Genomic DNA, 25,356 nt, shown 5'->3' on the forward strand with positions numbered 1-25,356 from the left:
AATTACCAAATTATTTACTTTTTACTCCTTACTCTTCACTTTTTGCTTTTATAAGCTTTAGCACCTTCTCAGGGCAACGCACCGGTCTGAAAGTCCTCGCATCTACAAACACCAATACAGTATTAGCCGTAGAGAGTAATTCTCCTTTTTCATTGAGAATTTCATAGTTAAACTCTATTTTTGTAGAGGGTAATTCTTTTAACTTGGTACGAATAGTAATGAGTTCGTCATACAAAGCAGGCTTTTTATACTGAATTTGCAGAGATACCACAGGCATCATTATTCCTTCTTCTTCCATCGCCTTATAGGTAAAGCCAATAGACCTTAGCCACTCCACTCTTCCCAGTTCAAGATACTGAGGATAATTTCCATAGTACACTACCCCCATTTGGTCAGTTTCTGCATAGCGTGTACGCAATACATAATCAAAATATAATTCTTTCATATTTAGATAGATATAAATATTAACAAAACATTAACAGTACTCCCATATAAAATAAAAGTACAAAAACAAATGTTAAATATTTTTTTTATTCAAAAATTATTCACAACTTTGCTCACTGAAAAAACAACAGTTTTATCACCGGCAAAATTAGTAAAAAAATCTAATAATCAAATTTTTAGCTAAAAAGTAGCACTAAAAAAGATGAAAGAAGCAGCTGAAAAAGTCTGGAGTAGGTGTCTTGAATTCATAAAAGACAATATCACTGAGCAACCATTTAACACTTGGTTCGCTCCTATCGTACCTGTGGAATTAGAGGGCAATACCCTAAAAATCAAAGTGCCCAGTAAATTCTTTTGCGAGTGGTTAGAAGAAAATTATATTTCTCTTCTCAAATCAGCTATGACTTTTACCTTAGGTGTAAACTCTCGCCTCGTATATATTGTCGATACTCCTCTTACTAAAGAACAACTTCCTAGTACTAATCGGCCGGAATTAGCAAAACAGACTTTGACTTTAGCTACTGAAACCAAAGACCCTGGACTTAAAAATCCTTTCGTAATACCGGGTATTCGCGAAATAACTGTTGATCCTCAGCTGAACTTACATCAGAACTTCGACAACTTTGTGGAGGGGGCTTCCAATCGTTTAGCCCGCTCTGCAGGTATGGCAGTTGCCAACAAACCTGGGGGTACGGCTTTCAATCCGCTGTTTATCTTCGGAGGAGTAGGCTTAGGTAAAACCCACTTGGCACACGCAATTGGGGTAGATATTAAAGAAAAATACCCTAAAAAGAAGGTACTATACGTCTCTGCCGAAAAGTTCACCCAACAGTTTATCAGTGCTTCCACAGCCAAAGATAAAGATAAGAATACACTTAACGACTTTATTCACTTCTATCAGCTCATCGATGTGCTGATAGTCGATGATATTCAGTTCCTATCAGGGAAGGTAAAAACCCAAGATGCTTTCTTTCACATCTTCAATCATCTGCACCAAAATGGGAAACAGGTAATCCTCACTTCCGATAAAGCACCGGTTGATTTATTCGATATCGAACAGCGCTTGCTCTCTCGCTTTAAATGGGGGCTTTCAGCCGAACTACAAACGCCCGACTATGAAACACGCTATAAGATATTAGAAAATAAATTCTATAATGATGGCGCTGAAATAGGCGAGGATATCATCGCTTATTTGGCTGAAAATATTCGTACCAATGTGCGTGAACTCGAAGGAGTGAGTAATTCACTGATTGCACAAGCAGCTTTCAACCGCAAAGAGTATTCTATAGAACTTGCACAAAGCATTATTGATAAATCGGTGAAGAATAATCGAAACGATTTGACGATTGACCATATTCAGCAAATCATCGCCGATTACTTTGGCTTAGATATAGAATCCTTGCATTCAAAAACCAGAAAGCGCAATGTGGTTCAAGCACGACAGTTGGCGATGTTTTTCTCGAAGAAATACACCAAAAATTCGCTTTCTACTATTGGAAGCCAGATAGGACAACGCGACCACGCTACGGTGCTACACGCTTGTAAAACGGTGGAAAATCTAATAGAAACCGACCGTGCATTCAAGAAATATGTAAGTGATTTGGAAACTAAATTCTCTGACTGATGGAATCCTTATCTCAACTATTACCACAAGAAGAACGATTAGCGGTAAGCAATGAACAAAAATCTTTGAAAATAGGGCTTCCCAAAGAGCACACCTTTCAGGAGCATCGCATCTGCTTAACTCCCGATGAAGTAGCGGTATTAGTAGCTAATGGACATCAAATACTAATAGAGGCTGGGGCAGGGGAGGAGGCTCATTTCTCTGATACCGACTATAGTGAGGCAGGTGCTGAAATAGTATATGATACCCAAGAAGTATTCGCGTGTCCTATTGTGCTAAAAGTTCAACCACCCACTACTGATGAACTCGCTTACTTTAATGCTCAATCCGTATTGTTGTCGGCTTTACAACTTAACACACAAGATAAAACTTACTTCGAGACGCTTGCACAAAAGCAAATCACTGCCTTAGCTTTTGAATATATAAAGGACGAAGCAGAAAATCACCCTATACAGCAGTCGGTTGATGAGCTCACAGGTATTGCAGCTGTGCTCACTGCCTCTGAACTGCTTGCAGAAGAAAACCGACTCTTGCTCGGCAATATCACTGGAATACCGCCTGCTGAGGTAGTACTTTTGGGAGCAAACGAACTCACCGAAACTGCTGCTAAAACTGCCTTAGGATTGGGTGCCAATGTAAAGATATTTGCTCCTTCTCTCACCGATTTGAGAAAACTGCGCACACATTTGCCCTCCTCAGTATATACCGCTACTTTGCAACCTCAGTTACTCCGAGAAGCCTTAACACATTGCCACGTGCTTATAGGGGCTATGAGTGGAGAATGTCGCTCGCCCATAGTAGTAACCGAAGAGATGGTACAACAAATGAAGCGTGGTGCTGTGATAGTAGATGCTAGTATTGGCATAGGGGGCTGTATAGAAACCAGTCAACTTACCACTTTAGAACAACTTACCTTTACAAAATACGAAGTAGTACATTGTGGAGTGCCTAATTTACCTTCCCGTTATGCTCATACAGCTTCAACTTTGCTCAGCAATATCCTATTATCTTACTTACTGAAAATAGGAGAGGAGGGAGGTGTAGAAAACCTTTTACAAATAGACAAAGGTTTTAGAAATGGACTCTATTCTTATCACGGAATCCTTACTCATCACAACATCTCCGAGTGGTTCGGATTGCCTTACAAACCTTTACATTTATTGTTTTTATAGATACAGAATAAGTTTACTTAATACTTTGATAATAAAATGTCCGAGAAGTTATAGAGGTAACTTCTCGGACATTTTGCTATTATTTCTAATTTCCTTTTTCTATTTTCTAATTTGTATTTTCTGTTTTGTTAAGATCTTCTAATACTGAATCAAAGAACAACAACATTTCGTGAGCGTGGTATTTGCCGTATTTGTTGAAAGTTGCTTGTGTTTTAGTATCAGGTTTCCAATCGAAGAAAGCGTGATTGGCACCTCCTACTTGTATATACTCCACCCTCTGACCGGCTTTGGAAAGGGCACGTTCGTAAGCTTTAACCTCTTCATCTTTTATAAGTTCATCTTCTGAACCTCTAAACAACAATTGGGGTACTGTTCTTTTAGAAGCCTCTGGAATACTGTTGATAGGTGCAATTTCATTTAAATAAGGATAGTCTTTAAAGCGATGGGTAAGCATTTCAGAACGAAATACTCCATAGCTGGGTGTAGCAGCTTTGATAGCTTTAGCCAACTCATTGCGCACTTGTGCCACAGTTTTCCCTTTAGGCATATAGGTAGGCATAAATTCGTAAACACCTTGCGTTTTACCAAAACCTCTATCGCCTATGCGTTCTACAAAATTTGCTGCTGAAGCCGATAAATGTCCTCCCGCACTATCGCCCGTAAGAAGTAACTTACTGCTATCGCCTCCGTATTTAGCAGCGTTTTCAGCAATGTGTAACAAAGCCCCATACACATCTTCTATAATTTGGTGCAATTGAGTAGGAGTACTATCTCCGTCAAGTTTGTCTATCCAGCGATAATCAATGTTGAAAACCACATATCTGCCACTGTTTGCTAGTTCGCGTGCCAAACCTCTCATCACCGATTCAGTATTGGAGCTCCATCCACCTCCGTGAATAATTACGATACAAGGTAGATTTTGCTTACCTTTAGGACTATATACATCGTATTTCAGCGGTTTTACTCCCGGTTTAGCATAAACGATATCTTGCACTACTTTCAGATTAGCTTCCGCTTTTCTAGGTATAAAACAAGCTCCTACATTCATATCTTTGTCTACTTTCACTTTGAACTCAGGTGTAGATTGTTCATAAAACATAGCCCCCCACTGTTCTGGTAAAGAGTAATAGCCACTATCAAAAATATAGCCAGTGGCAGGAGTTGCTTTGAGTGTAAGAACCGTGCCTGCTTTTATCATTCCGTCTTTAGGCAAAGTAGGACTAATAGTATACGAACCATTACGTGCCTCATCAGGCGTTACTTTGAATTTGTTTTGTGCTTGTAGCCCTACAACAAATAAGGTTATAGCACTGAATAGTATGTATTTTTTCATATATAAATAAATTAGTAATTTTACTTTTTATGACTTTTGTACTTAGTGTTGCGAGCATCTTTGATTACACCTTTCCAATTGTCAGGTATTTGGGTAGACAACAAAGCTAAAGGTTCTACTTTATCTAAAATAATCTATAATAAGGCTTGTTCGAAAGTACCAAAGTTGGACAAAAAAACATCGACTTTGTATTAATGACTAAAATAATATTCTAATACTTTTAACTTAAAAATATATTGATATTTGGCTTTAACAAAATCGTTTTGAGCATTCTCATACTGATATTTAGCTTGACTAAAATCAAAAGTATTCATTAAACCTACATTATGACGCTCTTGCGCATAACTAAACGCCTGTTGTTTTGCTTGTACCGTCTTTTCACTTGCTTCATATAGCTTTTTAGCATTCGAAGCATCGTTATAGGCTTGATAAATGTTCTTCTCAGAAGTAAGTTCTGCTTGTTCTTTAGCAAATTGACTTTTTAGAAAATTTAATCGCTGACGTTTTACAGTTCCTAAAGTTGAAAATCCGTTAAAAATAGGAATATTAAGCGATAACCCTGCATACATACCTTTATTAGCATCAAGCTGTTGCCAAAAATCTTGCGATTGATTCTTACTCCATCGTGAACTATAACCCCATTGAGCCGAAAGGCGTGGTGAATAAGCCGATTGTGATAAGCGCAAATTATTTTGAGCTACTTGCATATTTGCTTCGGCTAATTTTACATCGCTCATTACCTCTTTGGCACGCTCATAAATCTCTTCAGGAGTTTTATTAAGAATATCAGCAGAAGGTTGCTCAAAAGCACTATCTGCAATATCAAAATCTCGATAGTTTTTTAACAAAAGTAATTGTGCCAAACCCATTTTTGCAATAAAGAGAGCGTTTTCGGTAGCTATTATTTGCTGTTCTTGTGTGAGCAGTTGTGCTTCGGCTTCATAAATATCTCCTTTGGGTAAAGAACCTGCACCAATAAGTTCACGGGTGCGCGTTAAACTTTCCTTTGAAATTTCTAACTGTGCTTTCAAATTCTTGATTTGTTCTTTATTACTCAACACTTCAGCATAGGCATTGATAATCATCAGTACTATATCGTCTTTCATTTTATCTAACTGATATTGAGAAGCTATGCGATTAAGTTCCGCCTGATGTAACTTGCGCCAATTTTGTAGTCCTGCAAAAAGAGTAAGGTCTACGCTTACTCCTCCTGATGCCGATTGAAAGAAAGCATTTTCAAACTGATTGGTTACAGGATTGATATTTTTCCCCTCATTTAAGTTATAAGATGCGTTACCATTCACCGAGGGCAAGAAACCTGCTTTGGCTTGCATTTTATCAATATCTGTGGCTTTTAAATCTATTTCCGATTGTTTAATAGATAGGTTATTTTCTTTGGCATACTGAATACAGTCGCTTAATGTCCACAGTTTTTGTGCTACTACTGAAAAAGGCAGTAAACAAAGTAAAAAAAATAACTTTTTCATCATTTTGTTCTATTCAATAAGTTTGATATTATATATTGTTCCCGAATTATTATATTATACAAAGTAATTCGTTCTTAACTATTTATCATTAACAAAAAATACCTTGTTAGGACATACTGCCTAACAAGGTATTTTTTCTTATCGTTTGTCCTCAATACCAAATTCTTTCCATTGTGTTTGGGGAATATCAATTTTTATGAGTTTTTTAATGAAAGATACTTTACTTTCTATTTCGGTAATAGTCTTACTAAGCTCTTGAGTCTTAGTTTTGAGGTCGGCTTTGAGTTTTTCTTGTTCGCTGTTGAGCGTTTCCATCTTCTTGCGGAGTTCTTCAAGCTTGGTAATGTCTTCGGCTTTCACGCCCAAAGGCAATTTGTCATTACGACCTTTTAACCCGTCAATCATCACTTGTGATTCGACTAAATTGGTTGAATAAGTTTTCTTTGCCATAAGATTGTCAATTAAATTTTATGAAATAATTACTTGTTTTATTTGTTTCCTAGATAGAAAATCGTTTTACTAAGATAGTTTTTTCAGTTCCCAACATAGGAAATAATTTTCCCAAGATAGTTTTTTTGGTTTTCTATATGAAAAATCGTTTTATTAAGATGTATTTTTTAATTCTCTATATAGGAAATTGTTTTCCCCAGATAGTTTTCTCTTCTTTTGTAAAAGAAGCAGAAAAAGTACCTTTTGAGATTTCTCTGCAAAGGTATGTATTATTTTTTAATAAACAAAAGAAAAAGATTATTTATCGTAGAAAATCTTTCATTAATAGAAAAAATGTGATAAATAAGAAAACTTTTCATATCAGTTGAGCCAACCGCTGAGTAAGAGCTTTACGGCTGTATTGTTCTACTTCTTTGGGGTTGGTTTTAAGTGTTTTATGTAGGAATTGATGATAGAACTCTACTATTTTGGCTTTCATCTGAGAGGCATCGGTATATCCTACAAAAGTACCTGTTTGTGTTTCAGTGAGAATAGGTGTAACATCCCAGTTATGAGGTCCTATGGCGAGAATAGGTCGCCCTGAAATCATATATTCAAACAGTTTACCCGGAATAATACCTTGTGTTTCTTCGGAATCTATTTCGATGAGCAACAATACTTGCGATTGCTTTTGCAAACCAATAGCTTCTTGATGGCTAATATAACCTTTATTAATATAATAAGGTGTAAGTCCGTTATGGCGAATATCTTCTTCGATTTCTTCACTTACTTTGCCTGCAAAACAAAGTGTGAAATCTTCGGCAAAATGAGGTTCTTCGCGTACTAATTCGGCTAATATTTTCCACAGTATTTTGGGGTTTCTATCTGATAATAAGGAACCTATGTGCGAAATAAGGAATTTATTGGATAGGGGAGGGGTGATTGTTTTTTCCTCGTCGTAACCATTGGTAATCACCTCAATAGGAGTATTGGTAAGCTGCTGAAAGTCTTTTTGCGTCTTGAAACTTGTTGTAATCACCAAGTCTGATTGTTGTAACACTTCTTTTTCCCAATAATGCTGACGTTTATCTGCCCATTTGGTAAGACGTAAATCTTTGTAATAACCAATAGTTGTCCACGGGTCGCGGAAATCGCTAATCCATTTGAGGTGAGGAATTTGTTTCTTTAACTCATAACCTATAAGGTGTACGCTGTGAGGAGGCGAAGTAGTGATAATAGTTTCTATCTGGTTTTCTTTTATAAACTTATTCAGATACTTTACAGAAGGTTTTACCCAGAATTTGCGAGCATCGGGAATGAAGAAATTACCACGTATCCAAAGTAATACTTTATCTAAAATAGAAACTTTTTTACGCGGAATGATACCTGAACTAATATTTTGGGTTTTCTTTTTAGAGAATAACGAAGCCCAAGCATAAGGTTCCCATATAGGATGTTTGATAATTTGTATATCGGTAGGCAAATCGTTTCCTATTTCATTATCGATGATAGGATAAGTTGGGTTTTCAGGAATATATACAATAGGTTCTATATTAAAATCTCGTAAATATTTTACAAATTTTAACCAACGTTGTACACCAGGTCCGCCAGCAGGCACCCAATAATAAGTGATGATAATTACCTTTCTCATATCTTTTTCCCTATCTTTTATTTGACATAATATACATTATAACCATTTTACAAATAGGTGTTTTTTTTTCTATGAAATAACACCGCTACCCACTAATTCATCTCCGTTGTACCAGGCAGCAAATTGTCCCTCAGTAACAGCACTTTGAGGTTCTGAAAAATGAATATACAAACCGTTTTCGACTTTATATAAAACCGCTTTCTGTAATGGCTGACGATAGCGTATACGTACCATAAACTCTTTCGATTCATATATTTTTAATGCCAAATCTTCGCGAATCCAATGTTCATCAGGGGCTGCGATAAACAAAGCACTGCGGAACAATCCGCGATGAGTGTGTCCTTGTCCTGTATAGATGATATTCTTCTCGATATCAGTTTCTATGATGAACAAAGGTTCTTTGGTTCCTCCCACATTTAAGCCTTTGCGTTGCCCTTTGGTGAAATAATGAGCTCCTTGATGAGTACCTACTTTTTTACCGTCTTTAGGTTGATAAACAAAACGTTGTGACAAATACTCCAATTCGTCTTCATAAGTTTCAAAAGTGCGTGGCATATCAAAGTCAGTATATCCTTTCCAATCATTGGAGATTTCAATAATATCGCCTTGTTTGGGTTGTAATTTTTGTTGTAGGAACTCGGGCAAACGCACTTTTCCTACAAAGCAAAGTCCCTGAGAATCTTTTTTATCAGCAGTTATCAAATCTTGAGCTTTGGCAATGGCTCTCACTTCCGATTTCTGCAATTCTCCAATAGGGAAAAGTGCTTTACTAAGTTGGTCTTGTGAAAGCTGACATAGGAAATACGATTGGTCTTTATTTTCATCTTTCCCCGATAGTAACCGGTAGATTTTTTCACCTTTTATCTCTATTTCTTCTTTGCGACAATAGTGTCCCGTTGCTACGTAATCGGCACCCAAACTAAGAGCAAGCTTCATAAAGACATCAAACTTGATTTCGCGATTACATAACACATCGGGATTGGGCGTTCTGCCGTGTTCGTATTCATTGAACATATAATCGACAATACGGGCTTTGTAGGGTTCACTCATATCCACTGTTTGGAATGGAATACCGAGCTTTTCGGCTACTAAAAGCGCATCATTACTATCTTCTAACCAAGGACATTCGTCGGAAATAGTAACTGAATCATCGTGCCAATTCTTCATAAAAAGGCCTATCACTTCATACCCTTGTTCTTTTAACAAATAGGCAGCTACGCTACTGTCTACCCCTCCGCTAAGTCCTACTACTACTCTTTTCATTTTATCCTTTCTTTATGTTCTTCTTCCTATAAAAATACAATACTGAAAGCATTACCAATATCAAAAGCAATAATGGATACACAAATACTTTTATTTGCCAACTGCTGACACTTTCAGCTACTTTTTGTTTGTCTAAGAAGGCTAATTGAACTTTCTTATTGCGCAAACTCAAAAACTCAGTATCGTCTAAAAGATAGTTTAAAGCATTCTGCAAGAAGGATTTATTGTCATAATATTTGCTTGTCCATTTATCAAAACCGAGTTCTAAGGGGATGTTATTTTTGCTATCTATATCGTTTTTGATAATATCACCATCGGCGACTACCAACATTTTTGTAGGCTTGCTTCTATCGGATTTTTCTTTGAGGTTTATGGGGCGAATACGATCTTTATAAACTGAGTTAAACTCTCCTTCCAAAAGCACTGCTAAGGGAATATTTCCGTGTTTATAGGCTTCTTTATTCTGGTTATTGGGGTCGAAGCGCAAATTGATTTCGCGAGGGGTACCATCGGCTTTTGAGAAAGGTGAACTGGCGAGAAGCACTGTTTTCTTCACTCCGTTTTTCAGCGTATCGATGCTATTGGCAAACTGAAACCTCACTGCATCTAAATGATTGTTGATAAGGTGATTATTGCCTGAAATCACCAGTGGATTATACACCCAAGGAATAGGCATATAACGGGTTTGAGAGCCATCGCCTGTGGCTACAATGATTTCAGAAAAGTACAAATCGTTTACCAAAGTGTAATTGATACGGAAACCATATTGGAAAAACATATCGGTAAGGTTTAGATTGACGGGCATTGCCATTGTCATTCCACCTGTTTTGTACATATCTTCTAAGGAAACCGCTACATTGTCAATCAGCCATAGAGCACGACCGCCATTCATTATATACTGGTCTACGACCTGCTTTTGGGCATCGGTGAAAGGCTCAGTAGGCTTAGGCACGAGCAGTAAATCGAATTTTTCGAGGTCGTGTAGAGTCTTCTCGGGATTGGTAGCTACTGAATCGAGGGTGAAAGGTGCTATAAAGTAGTATTCGCGCGCTGTTTTGAGGAAGTCGGCCATATAGATATCTTTCAAAGCACCATTACTTCTGAGCACTGCGATTTTCTTCTTTTTATCTAAGGCAAATTTATAGAGCGCATCGGTAAAATTGTATTCCAATTTCTGTACTGAGTTCTGTACCTGCTCTTGGTCGGTAGAGCCGAGTTTGTTTACAAAGAGACGCACGCGTTCACTCTTCTTGCCATCGCTAATCACTGCCCAAGGGAAAATATACTCGATAGAAGATTTTCCCGCTTCATTTTGGGTGATTTGCAAGGGCTGATAGCCATTATTTATCAGTTCTTGAATCACACTTTCGGGGTGTTCCTCCCCTTCTAATGGGTTTACAAAATTGACGATAATGTTGTTATTGACAGCAGCATACTCGTCTAATAACTGAATTGTTTCAGTCTGTAATTTCTTAAATTCGGTAGGGATATTTCCTTTGAGCAATACATCAATCACGATAGGATTCTGTATTTTAGCAAGTGTTTTCTTGCTCACCTCCGAGAGCGTATAACGTTTGTCTTGGGTGAGGTCTATCCGCGTGTGCCATTGTTTGGCTATATAATTAATTGCAAGGAGGCACACTAAGGCTATAACTACGTTGCTAATAGAGTTTTGAAAGAGTTTTTTCATCGTTTGTAGGCTTTGAGTGATAAGGTAGTGAGATATATGAAAAATGAGATAACAGAGAGGAAATACACGATATTTCGGGTGTCGAGCACTCCCCTACTGATAGCATCGAAATGCGTTTGGAAGCCTACCCCACCAAAATCTTCGGGGGCTACAAAGGCAATAAGTTGGTCGATACCAAAGAAGAAAAAGAAGCACAGAAAGGCCGCTAACACAAAGGAAATGATTTGGTTACTACTTATAGACGACGCCCATAAGCCTACTGAGGCAAAAGCGGCTACCAGCAAAAACAAGGCTATGTAAGACCCCACAGTGCCTGCTATATCTAAGTTGCCTACGGGGTTGCCCAATACCCATACCATATAGACGTACAGGGTTGACGGCAAAAGGATTACAAAGAGTAAGAAGAGAATACCCAAGTACTTGCCGAGCACCATTTGCAGGGTGCTGACCGGTTTGGTGAACAAAAGGGCTAACATACCGCTTTTTTTCTCTTCTGAGATGCTTCTCATCGTAAGGGCGGGTACTAAAAAGACGAAAACCCAAGACGAAAGCCTAAAAAAAGGCAACATATCGGCAAAACCAGCATTGAAAATGTTGTAATCTGTTTTAAAGACCCATAGGAACAAGCCGTTGAGTACGATAAAGAGCCCAATGATAGTAAAACCAATGGGCGAAGTGAAGAAATAACGGATTTCTTTTTTGAATAGTGCGTACATTTTTATAGTTAAGAGGTAAGAATTTGAGATTTAAAAAGTCTTTAACAATAATCTTTATTCTTAATGATTTTTCAGCGTGCAAAAATACAAAAATAATATGATATTACCACTATAGGGGGCAATAAAAGTTAGTAACAATTATCATATTTTCAAGAGTATTGGTTTCTTATTGTGAAAAATGTAATGCAAATTTTATTCTCTTTACTCCCTTTATAATATTGTAAAAGTAAAAAATATAAGTGATGTATTTTTTCTTTTCGCCTTCTCCCCTAACCCTCTAAATGCCGTTTTAAACACGTAGAATTAAGTTTATCGAATGAAAAAATTTCATATTTACAAGAAAAGTCAAGTTCTGACAAAGCTTGCATTTTGGGAGCATATAGGCTTCCCATTAGTAGCTTTATAAAAGAACATTTATAAGTGTGACAATATTTTTTTATCAAAAATTTTTGTGGTTTATAAAAATGTCGTATATTTGTAAACTGAATGTAATAACAGAAAAACTCAACACTAAAACAGAAGAATTTTTAATATGGAAATGACAAAAGATGATTTACACAATGCCCTGAAACACTACTTTGGGTTTGAAGCGTTTAAAGGGCATCAAGAAGAAATTATTACCAGTGTAATTAATAAAGAGAACACCTTTGTTATTATGCCTACAGGCGGTGGTAAATCATTGTGTTACCAATTACCTGCCTTAGTCTTGGAGGGAACTGCTATTGTTATCTCTCCGCTTATCGCTTTGATGAAAAACCAAGTAGATGCTATGCGTGGTATTTCGTCAACCGATAGTATTGCCCACGTGCTCAACTCTTCGCTTACTAAAAATGAAATTCGAGAGGTAATGGAAGACATCAGTGCAGGCAAGACTAAGTTGCTATACGTCGCCCCCGAGTCGCTTATCAAAGAGGAATATGCTAACTTTCTCAAAACAGTACCTATTTCCTTTGTAGCGGTAGATGAGGCGCACTGTATCTCGGAATGGGGACACGATTTCCGTCCTGAGTACCGCAATATTAGAACCATTATCGAGCGTTTGGGCAGTAATATACCTATTGTAGCGCTTACTGCTACGGCTACTCCTAAGGTACAAGAAGATATTTTGAAGAACTTAGGAATGCAGGAAGCTAACGTGTTTAAGTCGTCGTTCAACCGTCCAAACTTGTATTACGAGGTACGCCCTAAAACTAAAAATGTAGATGCCGATATCATTCGTTTTGTGAAACAGAACAGTAAAAAATCAGGGATTATATACTGTCTTAGCCGTAAAAAGGTGGAAGACCTCGCGCAAACCTTGCAAGTAAACGGCATTTCGGCAGTGCCTTATCACGCAGGATTAGATGCCAAAACACGCGCCAAACACCAAGATATGTTCTTGATGGAAGAAGTAGATGTGGTAGTTGCAACTATTGCTTTTGGTATGGGTATTGACAAACCCGATGTGCGCTTTGTAATTCACCACGATATTCCTAAAAGTATAGAGAGTTACTATCAAGAAACCGGACGTGCGGGTCGCGATGGTGGTGAAGGGCATTGCTTAGCTTTCTATTCTTATAAAGATGTAGAGAAGCTGGAAAAATTTATGATAGGCAAACCTATAGCTGAGCAAGAAATAGGACAAGCGCTCTTGCAAGATATTGTAGCCTATGCCGAAACGTCTAGTTCGCGCCGTAAATTTATCTTACATTACTTTGGTGAAGAGTTTGACGAGGTGAATGGCGAAGGTGCTAATATGGACGATAATGTACGTTTCCCTAAAGAAAAGAAAGAAGCCAAAGACGATGTGGTGAAATTGCTAAACGTAATTATTGCTACCAAACAGAAATTTAAAGCTAAAGAGATTGTAAATACGCTTATTGGAAAAGTGAGTGCTATTATCAAAGCACACCGTATTGACGAACAAGAGTTCTTTGGTATTGGGAAGGAAAAAGACGATGCTTACTGGATGGCACTCCTCCGTCAGGTGATGGTAAACGGACTCATACGTAAAGATATAGAAACTTACGGAGTGATGTTTATCACCGACAAAGGAAAAGAGTTTTTAAAAGATGTACCTTCATTTATGATGACTGAAGACCACAGTTATGAAGAAGAACCCGAAGATATCAACAGTGCTAATGCCGTAGCAGCCGACCCTGTACTTCTTGAAATGCTCAAAGATTTGCGTAAGAAAGTAGCCAAACAAAAAGGGGTACCTCCATTTGTGGTATTCCAAGACCCTTCGCTAGAAGATATGGCTCTTAAATACCCTATTACTATTCAAGAGCTTACTAATGTACACGGTATAGGGGAAGGCAAGGCTAAGAAATATGGTAGTGAGTTTGTAAAGCTCATTGAGCGTTACGTAGAAGAGAATGACATTGTGCGCGCTGAGGATTTAATAGTAAAAACTACCGGGTCTAACTCAGCTTTGAAATTGTTTATCATTCAGAATATAGACCGCAAATTACCATTGCCTGACATCGCACAAGCTAAAGGATTGGAAATGGATGAGTTTCTCAAAGAAATGGAGCAAATAGTATACAGCGGTACCAAGCTGAATATTGACTATTGGGTGAATGAAATCTTTGATGAAGAGCAACAAGAAGAGCTTCACGAATACTTTATGGAAGCTGAAAGTGATAAAATATCATTAGCTTCTAAAGAGTTTGCCGGTGATTACGAAGATGATGAACTAAGAATCTACCGATTGAAATTTATTAGTGAAGTAGCAAATTAATATGAGAAGTTTTACATTTAACCTATAATAAAATAAGTAAGTTAGATTAAATAAAGTGTCTGAGAGTTAGCTATAATTTCTCAGACACTTTTTTTAGTGAAAACGGTGTGAGCCACACAAGCAGGTGTGAGCCACACGGGCAGGTGCGAGCCGCACAGGCAGATAAACAAATAACGAACAAATGACGGTGCGAGCCGCACGGGCAGATAGCGAAAAGACGAACAAATGACGAACAAATGACGAACAAATGACGAACAAATGACGAACAAATGACGAACAAATGACGAACAAATGACGGTGCGAGCCGCACGGGCAGATAGAGAAAAGACGAATAGATGACGAATAAATGATGGTGCGAGCCACAGAGGCAAATAAAGAATGAACAAAAGATAAATGGAAATAAAGTAAAGATAAGATGATTTAGAGCATTATTATAAAACCTAAAAATCTTTTATTAAAGCTTGAAAATACGGGTAAATAAGGAGTACATAGAGTGTTATAAATACTCGTAAAAATAACTTCAAAAAAACATTAAAAAATATTTTTCAGTATCAAAATTAATTTGTACATTTGCACCGGTTTTTGAGAGACCTCTCAAAAATTGAGGCAATTTTATATTGCTATTAGATAAAAAAGAATTGTTAAATTAATATCAAATTTAAGACATTATGAGTAAACCAAAAACACTTTCCGTTGATAAATACGGAATTAAGAACGCTAATGTTCGTTATCAGTTAACTGCTGACGAATTACACCAAGAAACTTTGGATAAAAAATTAGGCGTTGAAGCTTCTTCAGGAGCTATTGCTATCAACACAGGTAAATTTACAGGGCGTTCTCCTAAAGACCGTTTCATCGTAAAAGATGATATCACCAAAGATCGCGTATGGTGGGGAAGTATTAACATTCCTTTTGAACCTGCAAAATTTGACAAACTATATGAAAAAGTAGTAGCTTACTTATCTAACAAAGAAATCTACGTTCACGATGGTTATGTTTGTGCAGATCCTAAATACCGTACTAACATTCGTACCATTACTGAGCTTCCTTGGAGCAACCTTTTCGCTTACAATATGTTCTTGCGTATAGATGATAGCGAACTTCCTTCTTTTAAAGAAGATTGGTTGGTAGTAAATGCACCTGGTTTTGAAGCTGACCCTGCTGTAGATGGTACTCGCCAAGCTAACTTCGCTATCTTGAACTTCACCAAAAAAATTGCTTTGATTGGTGGTACAGGTTATACCGGAGAAATTAAAAAAGGTATCTTCTCAGCTATGAACTTTGAATTGCCTGTGTTCCGCAACACTATGCCAATGCACTGTTCAGCCAACGTAGGTAAAGGTGGTGATACTGCTATCTTCTTCGGCTTATCAGGTACTGGTAAAACTACTCTTTCAGCTGACCCTAACCGTCATTTAATTGGTGACGACGAACACGGTTGGACTCCTGAAAATACAGTATTTAACTTTGAAGGTGGTTGCTATGCTAAAGTAGTAGACCTTACTGCTGAAAAAGAACCTGAAATCTTTGGAGCTATTAAGAAAGGTGCTATCCTTGAAAACGTAATTATGGACGATAAAGGTGTAGTTGATTTCTCTCGCACTGATATCACTGAAAACACTCGTGTTTCTTATCCTATTTACCACATCGCAAATATCCAGCCAGGTTCTATAGGACACAATCCTAAAAACATCTTCTTCCTTACTTTCGATGCTTACGGCGTATTGCCTCCAATCTCTAAATTGACTCCTGAACAAGCTGCTTATCAATTTGTTTCTGGTTATACTTCTAAAGTTGCCGGTACTGAGGTAGGTATTACTACTCCTCAAAAAACTTTCTCTGCTTGCTTTGGAGCTGCCTTTATGCCTCTTCACCCAGCTGAATACGGTAAACGTTTGGCTGAAAAAATCAAAGAAACTGGCGTAAACGTATGGTTGGTAAACACTGGTTACAACGGTAAAATGAAAAGATGTAGCTTGAAAGATACCCGCGCTCTTATCACTGCGGCTCTTACCGGCAAACTTAACAATGTTGAGTACAAAGAATTGCCTATCTTTGGCTTCAAAGTACCTCAATCTTGTGAAGGTGTATCAGACCAAAGTATCTTGAACCCAGAAAATACTTGGAGTGACAAAGCACAATTCAGTGCTAAACTCAAAGAATTGGCTGAATCATTTGTACAAAACTTCAAAGACAAAAAATTTGCTGAAGGTGCAAGTGCTGACGTCCTTGCTGGAGCTCCTAAATTGTAATTATTTAGATAACCATATTCAAAAGGCTGTTCATTTAAGAACAGCCTTTTATTTTTGTTTTTTACTAATATTATTACTATTTTTGCACCCCAAATAGAATTTAAAGATAAAAAATGCTCGACAAATTAAATATCGTAAAACAACGTTTCGACGAAGTTTCGGACTTAATCATTCAACCTGATATTATTGCAGACCAAAAGCGCTATATCCAGCTCAACAAGGAATATAAAGACCTTAAAGAGCTGATGGATAAGCGCGATGAGTATATAAACGTAACTAGAAACTTGCAAGAAGCTGAGGAAATTATTGCTGATGGCAGCGATGCCGAAATGGTGGAAATGGCAAAGTTACAATTAGAGGAAAGCAAAGAGCGTTTGCCTCAGTTAGAAGAAGAAATCAAGTATATGCTTATCCCCAAAGACCCCGAAGATGCTAAGAATGCCGTAATGGAAATTCGTGCAGGAACAGGTGGAGATGAGGCTTCAATCTTTGCAGGCGACCTATACCGTATGTACACCAAATACTGCCAAAGTAAAGGCTGGAGTACCTCAGTAATGGACTTTAATGAAGGAACTGCTGGCGGGTATAAAGAAATTATTTTTGAAGTAACGGGTGACAATGTATATGGTACCTTAAAATTTGAAGCAGGAGTACATCGTGTACAACGAGTGCCTCAAACAGAGACACAAGGGCGTGTTCACACTTCGGCAGCAACTGTAATTGTATTGCCAGAAGCAGAAGAATTTGATGTGGAACTTGATATGGCTGATGTGAAAATCATTCGTACTACTTCTACGGGACCCGGAGGGCAGTCGGTGAATACAACCTATTCGGCTATTCAGTTGCAACATATTCCTACAGGCATTGAGGTACGTTGCCAAGATGAGAAATCGCAACACAAGAATCTTGAAAAGGCACTTAAAGTATTGCGTTCACGTTTGTACGAAATGGAGCTGGCAAAGAAGATGGAAGCTGATTCTGCTCGTAGAAAATCAATGGTTTCCAGCGGTGACCGCTCAGCTAAAATACGCACTTATAACTATCCGCAAGGGCGTGTAACCGACCACCGTATAGGTCTTACCCTTTATGATTTGCAAAATGTTATCAATGGTGATGTACAACGTCTTATCGATGAACTTCAATTGGCTGAAAATGCTGAGAAGCTAAAAGAAGGAGATGTTTTTTAAACTATTATTAAAAAAGAAAATAGCAATATTGTTATTGTAGCGATAGTAGCTGTTATTTTCTTTTTGGCAATCCTATTTATTTTGTGAGATGGCAAAGAAGTATTATGTAGTATGGGAGGGACACCAAACGGGGGTCTTTACCTCGTGGGCTGAATGTAAGAAGGCTGTTAATAATTTTCCGAACGCTAAATACAAAAGTTTCCCTACGGAAGAAATGGCACAAAAAGCCTATGCAGGGAATTATGAAACGTACAAAGGTAAAAAGGTAGAAGAGCCTGCACTTTCATCAGATGCATTAAAACTTATCGGGAAGCCTATTTTGCCTTCTATTGCGGTAGATGCTGCTTGTAGCGGTAACCCTGGTATAATGGAATATCGGGGGGTAGATACTGAAACACAAGCCGAGATTTTTAGGCTTTCACCTATGAAAGATGGTACCAATAACATAGGGGAGTTTTTGGCTATAGTACACGCTTTGGCTTTCTTAAAACAACGCAACCTTACAATGCCTATCTATTCGGATAGTGAAATAGCAATGCGCTGGGTACAACAAAAGTATGTAAAACTAAGCTTGGAAAGACATCTGATAATGCAAAAATATTTGAACTAATAACTCGTGCTGAAAAATGGCTACAAGAAAATACTTATCCTAATCGTATTCTCAAATGGGAAACCAAAGCGTGGGGCGAAAATCCTGCGGACTTTGGTAGAAAAGACTCTTAACTTTTCTTCTTAAATCTAAAAAATAAATGACTGATATTACTCTATCTGTACAGCCTACTTCCAGTCCTGATATTATTAAATTGGAGGCGAATAAAGCCTTAGTAAAAGGTAGTTACGAGTATAAAAATATTGATGAAGCTAAAAACTCACCCTTAGCAAAAGAGCTGTTTTACCTTCCTTTTGTAAAGACAGTATATATCTCGAGTAATTTTATTGCGTTGAAACGATTTCCAATTATAGAATGGAAAGATGTACAAGAAGAAGTGGCACAGCAAGTATTGCTTTATTTACAGTCAGGGAGAGAAATTGTAAACACTGAGGGTGAACAAAAGAAGGTTATTTCCGTATATACTGAAACAACACCTAACCCTTCAGTAATGAAGTTTGTCGTCAATAAACGTCTTGTTCCTACTATTATAGAATATAAGCATATAAAAGAGACTGATGAGGCTCCTATGGCTAAAGCTCTTTTCACTCAGTTTCCTTTTATTGAGGAGGTATTTTTTGATGATAACTATATTTCAGTTACTAAAAAAGATAACAAAGAATGGGCAATGGTTACTCCTAATATACGAGAATTCATTAAGAATTATCTTTCAGAAGGGCATACGCTTATTTCTTCTTCTGAAATTAAACGACATCAGCAAGCAACACAAGAACGACTACTCTCTATGGTTACTACTGATGAGGTATCAAAACAAATTGTAGCTATTATAGATGAGTTTGTAAAACCTGCTGTAGCCTCTGACGGAGGAAATATTCAGTTTATTTCGTACAATCCAGAAACGCATTACGTAGAGGTAATACTGCAAGGAGCTTGTAGTGGTTGCCCCTCCTCTACCCTAACCTTAAAAAAGGGAATTGAAGTCATCTTAAAAGATAAGCTACAAAATCCTTATATTAATGTAAACGCTCTTAACGGATAAGAACATTTTCTGAAATAAAATAACCACGCCTTGTAGAGCGTGGTTTAGTTAAACAATTCTTGAAATGTGTAGTGTTGCGGTTACACGAAATTCTTCTTATTTATTTTTCAATAAATCTCTAATCTCAGTAAGTAACTCTTCTTGAGTAGGACCAGCTGGTGTAGCAGGAGCCTCTTCTTCTTTTTTCTGTTTGTTTAGCTTGTTGATACCTTTTAGAAGCATAAACAATACAAGTGCAATACAGAAGAAGTTAATTACAGCGGCAAGAAACTTACCATAAGCTACTCCATTCCATACCAAACCTTCTAAGTGTTCAGCACCCGTAGCTTTCAAAGCAGGTGTTAATAACAAAGGGGTAATAACATCAGACACTAATGATGATACAATAGCACCAAAAGCTGCCCCAATGATAACCCCGATGGCTAAATCGACTACGTTACCTTTTACGGCAAATTCTTTAAATTCTTTTAAAAATCCCATAATGATTCATTTTAAGTTTATAAAAATAATTTGTTACTTAATTCGGGGCAAAAATAATACTTTTTTCGGAAATACAAAAAGAAAAGGGACGAATTTCACAACTGTCCCTTTTCATCACTAACTAAAAAACTCAATCACTATGATGGTTAAGTATAACTTTACACAGTCATACTAAATATTTTGGTATTAGGCATTTTGCGTTGTAAGTGCAAATCGAAAGCCATACAGATATTTCTAATAAAAGGTTTTCCCTCATCGGGAACTTCTATATGATTACCTGCTATATGCAGTAAACCATCGTTTTGCATCTCTTTGAGATGTGCTATCACTTCTGTTATTTCAGGAAACTGAAGAGATTCGTCGTTCCAAGAAGTAGTAAACTGACACATCAAGTTGAGGATATGACGCCTAATAATTAAATCTTCTTTATTGAGAATATGCCCTTTACACACGGGTATTTCATTCTTCTCAAGACGTGCATAATAAGCATCTAAATCTTTCTCGTTTTGGGCAAAACCGTACCAACTATCGCTGATAGAAGACATTCCTAAGCCTATCATCACTTGAGTTTTGGAGGCTGTATAGCCCATAAAGTTGCGATGTAATTGATGATTTTTGAAAGCCTTATACATACTATCAGTAGGTAAAGCAAAGTGATCCATTCCTATCTCGGCATATCCTGCTTTCAATAAGTATTGTTTTCCTACTTCATACAGCTCTCGCTTTACTTCACCTGTGGGCACATCTTCATCTTTAAAACCGCGTTGTCCACTGCCTTTTATCCAAGGTACGTGCGCATAGCTATAAAAAGCAATACGGTCGGGACGAAGAGAGTTACTCCTATCAATGGTGAAGAGTACATCGTCTAAGGTTTGAAACGGCAAACCAAAGACCAAATCGTGGCTTACAGAGGTATAGCCGATAGCTCTGGCTTGCTGGGTAACACGCTGTACATTCTCAAAAGGTTGAATGCGGTGAATGGCTTTTTGTACCTTAAGCGAATAATCTTGTACACCATAACTCACGCGCCTAAAACCTAAGTCGTAAAGCGTTTGTAGGTGAGTTTCAGTGGTATTATTAGGATGACCTTCAAAACTAAATTCGTGAGCATCAGCTTTATCAGCACGTTCAAAAATACCTTCTATCAAACGGCGCAACTGCAAAGGTTCAAAAAAGGTAGGCGTACCTCCCCCTAAGTGTATTTCCTTAATACGAGGGCGTTCTTCCAAAAAATCAGTGTATAACTGCCATTCTTTAAGTATTGCCTCTATATAAGGGGCTTCCATTTCGTGACGCTTAGTAATGCGTTTATGACAACCACAGAAAGTACAAAGACTCTCACAGAAAGGCAAATGAATGTATAGGCTAATCCCTTCGGTACTATTGCTCTCAGCATAGGATTTTCGTAAGCTCTCTAACCATTTTTCAGTAGAAAAAGTACTACTATCCCAATAGGGAACAGTAGGATAGCTAGTATAGCGAGGTCCAGCTACATTGTATTTCTGAATGAGAGATATTGCCATTTTCTGTAAAAACGGGGCAAAGGTATAAAAAAAAGTGGAAAGTGAAAAGAGAAAAGAAAAAAAATATAGATTCGCTAATACCGTAATACCAATAATATCAAACTAATGACGAGGTACGAATGACGGAACAAGCTACACGGGTGAATAATTATAAGACGAACAACAAGAGGTTCTACAGTGGCTCTACAGTGGCTCTACAGTGGCTCTACAGTGGCTCTACAACGAACAAAAGACGAACTATGAACGAAGGAATAACGAACCTAAGGCAAAGGAAAGTTATTTGAATATTGAATATTAGACATCTATGTTTAGATTCGTTTGCAGAAAAAATAGCAAGACTCTTTTAATCTTGTACTTTTCTAATTTGACTGCAATATATTTAAAAGGTTTTCATTGAACCACTTATACCGATTTATAATCATAATATGAGTACCATTTTTTACTACAATAGCATTTTTTATATACTGAATAGGAAAAACGGGATCTTTATCTCCGTGAATGTGGACTGTGTGGGGTAAAGGTTCTTTTTGTTGCCAATTCACTATACGGTCTATTGACCAATCGAGATAGGCAGGGGAGCGCATTCCTATATATTTCTCGTATAGAGCTATTCGTTTGGTCATCAGTTCAGAAAAAGAAAATCTTTTCCAAAACTCCAAATCGCTGATAGTACGAGTGGGCAATAGCTTATGCAGGTTTGTATAGCGTGCCAAGAGCATTTTCTTAGGTAGTTCATACTGTGTTTTTACGCTGGAAATGAGGACTATTTTTCGATAATCGTTCAGTTGCTTAGCTATCTCTTGTACAATAATTCCTCCAAAGGACACTCCTAAGAGCACAGGAGAAGGCTCGGTAATTGCTACTGCAATACGTCCTGCATAGTGTGCTAAACTTTCTTCTTTTTCAGGAGTAATCCAGTCGAGTAAGTGCACACGAAAATTGTTGGGGAATTGCAAACGCTCGAAAATCTTAGGGCTGGCAGCCATTCCAGGCATTAAATAAATAGAAAGATTATCTTTTATATTCATTTGATATTGCTTTTTTACGAAAAATAAGTAACTTTGCACCAAATTTTAAATGAGTAACAGGTTATAGGTAAAAAGTAAAAACTAACGATAGTTAGATATGTGAATGAGGTATAATGCTCATTTCTTACTTCTTATCTCTTATCTAGATAGAAGCAAAAGTACAACATTTTTGTCAAATAACGAATATTACTAATTAAAAACATAGTACAATGGAAGTAATAGACAGCGAATTTTCACGTCAATACCAAGCCAAAATCAACGGTGAACTTGCCTTTGTAGAATACGCTATTCAGGAACGTAAGATATTCTTTACCAAAACATTGCTACCTGAAACGACGGACGAAGCGCTCATTGATGAATTCTTTAAAGGGGTAATAGCCTTAGTAGCTGAGAAAAAATATAGAGTGGTGCCCGTTTGTCCTGTGGCTATTGCTTTTTTTAAGCGCAATAAGGAGTGTAAAGACATACTTCCTGCTGGTATTAGGATATAATAGTTAATGATTAACGGTTAATTAAAAAACTTCGTTTTAGATTGATTATATACAGATGAAGTATGCGAGGGCAGAGTATGTAAGGTATACGCTCTAACAAAAAGAGCAGGGCTCTCCCCTACTCTCTTAACTATGTAGATAAAAAAGAATTAATAATATATTATATGAAAGCCGTATTTTTAGACCGCAACACGCTCTCTGAGCGCATAGATGTAGATATCCCAAAAGGGATAGCCCAATGGGTAGCCTTCCAAAAAACAGCTCCCGATGAAATTGTTCAACGTCTCAAACCTGCTGATATAGCTATCGTGAACAAGGTGAAACTCGATGAGAGTATCCTTAGGCAATTGCCTAACCTTAAGCTCATTCACCTTACTGCTACGGGTATGGATAATATTGATAAAGAGGCTGCGAAAGCCTTAGGTATAGAAGTGAAAAACGTAGCGGGTTACTCTACTGAAAGTGTAACAGAACACTTCTTCTTGTTGTTACTATCGGCTATGCGTGCCCTAAAAACCTATCACACAAGTGTAGAAGATGGTACTTGGGAAAAAGATGGTCGTTTTTGCCTTACTGAACCACTGGTGTTTGAATTGCATACCAAAACCTTAGGGATTATAGGAGTAGGCAACATAGGGAAAGCTATTAGTAAAGTAGCTGAAGCCTTTGGTATGAAAGTGCTATGGGCTGAACGCCAAGGTAAAGCGCCACGTAGTAAAGAATATACTGAGTTCGACAAGGTATTGGCACAGAGTGATATTATCTCGCTTAACTGTCCGCTTACTCCTGAGACTAAGCATTTAGTAGATGAAGATTTCATCTCCAAATTGCGTAAAAAACCATTAATTATCAATATGGCTCGTGGGGCTATAGTAGACCCTCAGGCGGTATATGAAGCTATAGAAAGTAACCGCATTATGGGCTTTGCTACCGATGTGTTTGAAGAAGAACCGCCAATGGCTAATGACCCTCTACTAAAAATAGCCAACCACCCTCGTGTGATTTACACTCCTCACGTGGCTTGGGCGAGCGAATACGCACAAGATAAGTTATGGCGTATCTTGAAACGCCAAGTAGAAGATTTTATCGTAAAATATAAAACAGAACATAAGGAAAATGAAAAAGCATAATTTTAGCGCAGGCCCCTCTATCTTAGCACCTGAGGTATTCCAAAAAGCCTCTGAAGCCTTATTAGATTTTGAGGGGACTGGCTTATCGGTAATAGAAATATCACACCGCAGTCCAGAGTTTGTACGCGTGATAGAACGCGCTCGTGCATTGGCATTGGAAATCGCTGGATTGGACGATTCGTACACTACACTCTTCTTGCAAGGAGGAGCTAGTATGCAATTCCTGATGGTGCCTTACAACCTCCTCGAAACCAAAGCTGCTTATATAGATACAGGTACTTGGGCTAACAAAGCACAAAAGGAAGCTGCTCTCTTTGGCTATGCCGAAGTGATAGCCTCTTCTAAAGCCGATGGGTATAAGTATATTCCAAAAAATGTAACCGTCCCTACTGATATCGATTATCTGCACATCACTACCAATAATACGATTTACGGTACCGAGTACCACAGTTTACCTCAAACGAGCGTCCCTTTGGTAGCCGATATGAGTTCTGATATTTTCTCACGTCCGTTAGATTACAAACAATTTAGTTTGATTTATGCGGGTTCACAGAAGAATTTAGGAGCTTCGGGGTCTACCTTAGTGATTGTGAAGAAGGATTTATTGGGCAAGGTAAGTCGGAAACTACCTTCGATGATGGACTACCAGTTGCATATTAAAAACGATAGTATGTTCAATACACCTTCTACTTTTGCAGTATATGTAAACCTATTAGTACTCGAATGGATACAAGCACAAGGTGGATTGCAAGCCTTAGGCAAACGCAACCGAGCTAAAGCCGATTTGCTTTACGGAGAAATCGACCGCAATCCGTTAGTAGTAGGGTATGCTAATAAAGAAGACCGCTCCCTAATGAATGTAGTGTTCAACCTCACCGATGAAAGCACCAAAAAACGCTTTGACGCTTTGTGTAAAGAAGCCAACATCAGTGGAATAAAAGGACACCGCAGTGTGGGAGGTTATCGCGCTTCTATCTACAACGCTTTGCCTTTAGAAAGTGTACAAGTATTAGTAGATGTACTTAAAGAATTTGAACGCACCGCGTAAAGAAGAATAATATGGAAAACAAAATAAGTCCGATACA

General features: G+C 37.7%; 21 protein-coding genes and 1 pseudogene. 11 read left to right on the forward strand and 11 right to left on the reverse strand.

The window, feature by feature from the left end; genetic code table 11:
- Nucleotides 1-28: 28 nt before the first annotated feature.
- Complete coding sequence (locus tag AM608_RS02215) at nt 29-445, reverse strand: thioesterase family protein (protein WP_048747655.1); 417 nt, start codon at nt 443-445, stop codon at nt 29-31.
- Nucleotides 446-646: 201 nt separating this feature from the next.
- Between AM608_RS02215 and dnaA the strand changes: the two genes are divergently transcribed.
- Together dnaA and AM608_RS02225 are read left to right on the forward strand one after the other, a co-directional pair.
- Nucleotides 647-2,068 (forward strand): chromosomal replication initiator protein DnaA, encoded by a 1,422-nt coding sequence (dnaA, locus tag AM608_RS02220; RefSeq protein ID WP_009417739.1) that lies wholly within the window; start codon nt 647-649, stop codon nt 2,066-2,068.
- Nucleotides 2,068-3,240, forward strand: a complete 1,173-nt coding sequence (locus AM608_RS02225) for an alanine dehydrogenase (RefSeq protein WP_053580624.1) — start codon at nt 2,068-2,070, stop codon at nt 3,238-3,240. The genes dnaA and AM608_RS02225 overlap by 1 nt, the downstream gene beginning before the upstream one ends.
- A gap of 106 nt (nt 3,241-3,346) precedes the next feature.
- On the opposite strand, the gene AM608_RS02230 is transcribed toward AM608_RS02225, so the two are convergent.
- From AM608_RS02230 to gldF, 7 genes are all read right to left on the reverse strand, one after another.
- On the reverse strand, nt 3,347-4,573 hold the full coding sequence (locus AM608_RS02230) for an alpha/beta hydrolase (RefSeq protein ID WP_053580625.1): 1,227 nt from the start codon (nt 4,571-4,573) through the stop codon (nt 3,347-3,349).
- A gap of 191 nt (nt 4,574-4,764) precedes the next feature.
- Nucleotides 4,765-6,063 carry a TolC family protein gene (locus AM608_RS02235; protein WP_053580626.1) on the reverse strand — a complete coding sequence of 433 codons (1,299 nt, stop codon included), beginning with the start codon at nt 6,061-6,063 and terminating at the stop codon, nt 4,765-4,767.
- A gap of 135 nt (nt 6,064-6,198) precedes the next feature.
- On the reverse strand, nt 6,199-6,510 hold the full coding sequence (locus AM608_RS02240) for a hypothetical protein (RefSeq protein ID WP_002672015.1): 312 nt from the start codon (nt 6,508-6,510) through the stop codon (nt 6,199-6,201).
- Between the two features lie 355 nt (nt 6,511-6,865).
- Nucleotides 6,866-8,140 carry a glycosyltransferase gene (locus tag AM608_RS02250; RefSeq protein WP_053580628.1) on the reverse strand — a complete coding sequence of 425 codons (1,275 nt, stop codon included), beginning with the start codon at nt 8,138-8,140 and terminating at the stop codon, nt 6,866-6,868.
- Nucleotides 8,141-8,209: 69 nt separating this feature from the next.
- Nucleotides 8,210-9,403: a tRNA 2-thiouridine(34) synthase MnmA gene (gene mnmA / locus AM608_RS02255; protein WP_053580629.1), complete on the reverse strand. Its 1,194-nt coding sequence runs from the start codon at nt 9,401-9,403 to the stop codon at nt 8,210-8,212.
- Between the two features lies 1 nt (nt 9,404).
- Nucleotides 9,405-11,093 carry a gliding motility-associated ABC transporter substrate-binding protein GldG gene (gldG, locus tag AM608_RS02260; RefSeq protein WP_053580630.1) on the reverse strand — a complete coding sequence of 563 codons (1,689 nt, stop codon included), beginning with the start codon at nt 11,091-11,093 and terminating at the stop codon, nt 9,405-9,407.
- Nucleotides 11,090-11,809: a gliding motility-associated ABC transporter permease subunit GldF gene (gldF, locus tag AM608_RS02265; RefSeq protein ID WP_053580631.1), complete on the reverse strand. Its 720-nt coding sequence runs from the start codon at nt 11,807-11,809 to the stop codon at nt 11,090-11,092. The genes gldG and gldF overlap by 4 nt, the downstream gene beginning before the upstream one ends.
- A gap of 532 nt (nt 11,810-12,341) precedes the next feature.
- Between gldF and recQ the strand changes: the two genes are divergently transcribed.
- The 5 genes and pseudogenes from recQ to AM608_RS02290 all read left to right on the forward strand — a co-directional run bounded on the left by recQ (nt 12,342) and on the right by AM608_RS02290 (nt 19,619).
- Nucleotides 12,342-14,531, forward strand: coding sequence for a DNA helicase RecQ (gene recQ / locus AM608_RS02270; RefSeq protein ID WP_009419726.1), 2,190 nt, complete (start codon nt 12,342-12,344; stop codon nt 14,529-14,531).
- A 668-nt stretch (nt 14,532-15,199) separates the two neighbouring features.
- Nucleotides 15,200-16,783 carry a phosphoenolpyruvate carboxykinase (ATP) gene (pckA, locus tag AM608_RS02275; RefSeq protein WP_053580632.1) on the forward strand — a complete coding sequence of 528 codons (1,584 nt, stop codon included), beginning with the start codon at nt 15,200-15,202 and terminating at the stop codon, nt 16,781-16,783.
- 113 nt (nt 16,784-16,896) lie between these two features.
- Complete coding sequence (gene prfA / locus AM608_RS02280; protein ID WP_053580633.1) at nt 16,897-17,970, forward strand: peptide chain release factor 1; 1,074 nt, start codon at nt 16,897-16,899, stop codon at nt 17,968-17,970.
- Nucleotides 17,971-18,058: 88 nt separating this feature from the next.
- Nucleotides 18,059-18,693 (forward strand): annotated as a pseudogene (locus AM608_RS02285) (viroplasmin family protein).
- A 26-nt stretch (nt 18,694-18,719) separates the two neighbouring features.
- Nucleotides 18,720-19,619 (forward strand): NifU family protein, encoded by a 900-nt coding sequence (locus tag AM608_RS02290; RefSeq protein WP_053580634.1) that lies wholly within the window; start codon nt 18,720-18,722, stop codon nt 19,617-19,619.
- Nucleotides 19,620-19,715: 96 nt separating this feature from the next.
- Here AM608_RS02290 and mscL read toward each other — a convergent pair whose 3' ends face one another.
- Nucleotides 19,716-20,099: a large conductance mechanosensitive channel protein MscL gene (mscL, locus tag AM608_RS02295; RefSeq protein WP_009417159.1), complete on the reverse strand. Its 384-nt coding sequence runs from the start codon at nt 20,097-20,099 to the stop codon at nt 19,716-19,718.
- 158 nt (nt 20,100-20,257) lie between these two features.
- Nucleotides 20,258-21,622: an oxygen-independent coproporphyrinogen III oxidase gene (gene hemN / locus AM608_RS02300; RefSeq protein ID WP_053580635.1), complete on the reverse strand. Its 1,365-nt coding sequence runs from the start codon at nt 21,620-21,622 to the stop codon at nt 20,258-20,260.
- Between the two features lie 119 nt (nt 21,623-21,741).
- On the opposite strand from hemN, the gene AM608_RS12220 reads away from it, so the two are divergent.
- Nucleotides 21,742-21,906, forward strand: a complete 165-nt coding sequence (locus tag AM608_RS12220) for a hypothetical protein (protein WP_172672739.1) — start codon at nt 21,742-21,744, stop codon at nt 21,904-21,906.
- Nucleotides 21,907-21,981: 75 nt separating this feature from the next.
- Here the strand turns inward: AM608_RS12220 and AM608_RS02305 are convergent, their stop codons facing one another.
- The gene (locus tag AM608_RS02305; RefSeq protein ID WP_009417152.1) at nt 21,982-22,650 is read right to left on the reverse strand and encodes an alpha/beta fold hydrolase; all 669 of its coding nucleotides are present in this window, start codon (nt 22,648-22,650) and stop codon (nt 21,982-21,984) included.
- Between the two features lie 209 nt (nt 22,651-22,859).
- On the opposite strand from AM608_RS02305, the gene AM608_RS02310 reads away from it, so the two are divergent.
- The 3 genes from AM608_RS02310 to serC all read left to right on the forward strand — a co-directional run bounded on the left by AM608_RS02310 (nt 22,860) and on the right by serC (nt 25,319).
- Complete coding sequence (locus tag AM608_RS02310; protein ID WP_002672042.1) at nt 22,860-23,141, forward strand: GNAT family N-acetyltransferase; 282 nt, start codon at nt 22,860-22,862, stop codon at nt 23,139-23,141.
- A gap of 164 nt (nt 23,142-23,305) precedes the next feature.
- On the forward strand, nt 23,306-24,271 hold the full coding sequence (locus AM608_RS02315) for a D-2-hydroxyacid dehydrogenase (RefSeq protein ID WP_053580636.1): 966 nt from the start codon (nt 23,306-23,308) through the stop codon (nt 24,269-24,271).
- Nucleotides 24,258-25,319: a 3-phosphoserine/phosphohydroxythreonine transaminase gene (serC, locus tag AM608_RS02320; protein ID WP_053580637.1), complete on the forward strand. Its 1,062-nt coding sequence runs from the start codon at nt 24,258-24,260 to the stop codon at nt 25,317-25,319. Before AM608_RS02315 ends, serC begins: the two co-directional genes overlap by 14 nt.
- Nucleotides 25,320-25,356 lie beyond the last annotated feature (37 nt).

The sequence above is a fragment of the Capnocytophaga sp. oral taxon 323 genome, assembly GCF_001278825.1.
In the GTDB taxonomy this organism is placed as follows: Bacteria; Bacteroidota; Bacteroidia; order Flavobacteriales; family Flavobacteriaceae; genus Capnocytophaga; species Capnocytophaga ochracea.